The 2,612-nt window shown below is 67.5% G+C and carries 3 protein-coding genes; all 3 read left to right on the top strand.

Annotated elements, in window-relative coordinates:
* Positions 1–949, top strand: a 949-nt coding sequence (locus JNK68_06360) for a homoserine dehydrogenase (protein MBL8539979.1), incomplete at its 5' end; no start/stop codon positions are given.
* Entirely contained in the window at positions 946–2,217 is a 1,272-nt protein-coding gene (locus JNK68_06355) for a CynX/NimT family MFS transporter (GenBank protein MBL8539978.1), read from the top strand. The genes JNK68_06360 and JNK68_06355, both read left to right, overlap by 4 nt.
* Positions 2,218–2,336: 119 nt before the next feature.
* Positions 2,337–2,612: threonine synthase (locus tag JNK68_06350; protein ID MBL8539977.1), on the top strand; the 276-nt coding region annotated here is incomplete at its 3' end.

The raw sequence follows: 2,612 nt of genomic DNA, 5'->3' as shown, positions 1-2,612 counted from the left end.
CGTCATGGTCGCCTTCGAGGCCGCGGTGTGCGGCGGCGTGCCCATTATCAAGGCCTTGCGCGAGGGGCTGACGGCCAACCGCATCGAGTGGATCGCCGGCATCATCAACGGCACCAGCAACTTCATCCTGACCGAGATGCGGAGCCGCGGCGTGAGCTTCGAGCTCGCGCTCAAGGATGCGCAGGCGCGCGGCTACGCCGAGGCCGATCCCACCTTCGACATCGAAGGCATCGACGCGGCGCACAAGCTCACCATCATGGCCGCGATCAGCTTCGGCATCCCGATGAAGTTCGAGGCCGCCTACACCGAGGGGATCTCGAAGCTGAGCCGGCTGGACATCCGCTACGCGGAGGAGCTCGGTTATCGCATCAAGCTCCTGGGCATCACCAAGCGCAAGCCCAAGGGCATCGAACTGCGCGTCCATCCGACGCTGATCCCGGAGCGGCGACTCATCGCCAACGTCGACGGCGTGATGAACGCCGTGCTGGTGAAAGGCGACGCGGTCGGCGCGACGCTCTACTACGGCGCGGGCGCCGGCGCGGAGCCGACCGCATCGGCGGTAGTGGCGGATCTCGTCGACGTGACACGTATGCACACGGCCGATCCCGAGCATCGCGTGCCGCATCTCGCCTTCCAGCCCGACAAGGTGACCGACCTGCCGATCCTGCCGATGGCCGAGGTGGAGTCCGCCTATTACCTGCGCATGCGCGCCTACGACAAGCCGGGCGTGCTCGCCGACATCACGCGCATCCTCGCCGACGTGGAGATCTCGATCGACGCGATGATGCAGAAGGAGCCGCAGGAAGGCGAGGAGCACGCCGACATCATCATGCTCACCCACGTGACGCGGGAGAAGCACGTCGATGCGGCGATCGACCGCATCGAGAAGCTGCCGACGATCACCGGCGCAGTGACGCGAATCCGGATGGAAGGGTTGAACGCGCGGTGACCCAGGATCCGGTCTCGGATCACCCCCACGGCGATGAGCTGCTGATCGATGCAGAGATCGACGACGCCGGCGTCCAGTCCGAACCGATCCGAATCGCCCACCCATGGGCGCTGCTGGGCGGACTGTTCCTGACCGGGATCAACCTGCGCCCGGCCTTGTCGAGTCTCGCGCCGGTCCTGGCGGACGTGCGTTCCACCACCGGCCTCTCGGCTGCCGGAGCGGGCTGGCTGACCACGGTGCCGGTGCTCTGCCTCGGCGTTTTCGGCCCGTTTGCGCCGCGGCTAGCCAATCGCTTCGACAGCGAGCGGGTGATCTTCGTCTTTCTGCTCGCGCTCGCGGCGGGCATCGCGCTGCGCGGCCTGTTCTCCGTTGCGGGCCTCTTCGCGGGAACCGTGCTGGCGGGTGCGAGCATCGGCGTCATCGGCGTCCTCCTGCCAGGCATCATCAAGCGCGATTTTCCGCAGCGTCCGGCGGCCATGACCGGCTTCTACACGATGGCCCTCTGCCTCGGGGCGGCCGTGGCCGCGGGCACGACGGTCCCACTGCGTGACGGGTTCGATGGCGACTGGCGACCCGCGTTGGCGTTCTGGTCCGTCCCGGCGTTCGTCGCCGCGCTGGTGTGGCTGCCGCAGCTGCGCACCCGGCACGTGCACAGCGCGCGCGTCCGCCACGAAGTGCGCGGCCTGTGGCGCGACCGGCTCGCGTGGCAGGTCACGGCCTACATGGGGCTGCAGTCCTCGCTTGCCTACTGCGTCTTCGGCTGGTTTCCGCTGATTCTGCATGAGCGCGGCCTGTCCGACATCGACGCCGGATTCATGCTTTCGATCACGGTCATGTTTCAGCTCATCACCGCGCTTGCCGCCCCTTCTCTCGCCACGCGTGGCAGGGACCAGCGCGCGGTGACTGCCCTCATGCTGGGGCTCACGCTGGCGGGCCTGCTGGGCTCGCTCTACGCGCCGCTCGAAACGATCCGGATCTGGGTTATCCTCCTCGGCCTGGGACAGGGGGGCCTCTTCAGCATCGCGCTGACCTTGATCGTGCTGCGTTCGCCGGATGCGCATGTCGCGGCGCATCTGTCGGGCATGGCGCAGTCGGTCGGCTATACGGGTGCGGCCCTCGGGCCTCTGGCGGTCGGTTTCGTGCGCGAATGGAGCGGGGGTTGGCGCGGCACGGGACCGCTCTTCGCGGCGATCACCGTCGCTGCGTTCGTGGCGGCGATGGGGGCGGGACGCAACCGCCACGTCCGCGTGGCTGCCAGTCCCGCCTGAAAAGCATGGATGCAGAGATTTCCAAGGACGATCGGGAAGACGCCGCGGAACAAATGTTCGGTGTTCGCCGTGCGCTCGGTCGATTTCGGATTTGTAACCTGGCTGTCTGACGGTTTCCAGTGAGATACATCTCGACCCGCGGCGGCATGCCGCCGACACCCTTCACCGACATCCTGCTCGGCGGCCTGGCACCGGACGGCGGTCTTGCCGTACCCGAGCGCTATCCGCATGTGAGCCCGGATGAGCTGGCAGCCTGGCGGCCGCTCGGCTACCGCGAGCTCGCCATCGAGATTCTGTCGCGGTTCATCGACGACATCCCCGACGCCGATCTGCGCGAGCTCGTGCATCGTACTTACACGGCCGCGGCCTTCGGGTCGGATGCGATCACGCCGGTC

This window comes from Betaproteobacteria bacterium, assembly GCA_016791345.1.
Taxonomy (GTDB): domain Bacteria; phylum Pseudomonadota; class Gammaproteobacteria; order Burkholderiales; family JAEUMW01; genus JAEUMW01.
This window is presented reverse-complemented; position numbering and strand designations above follow the sequence as displayed.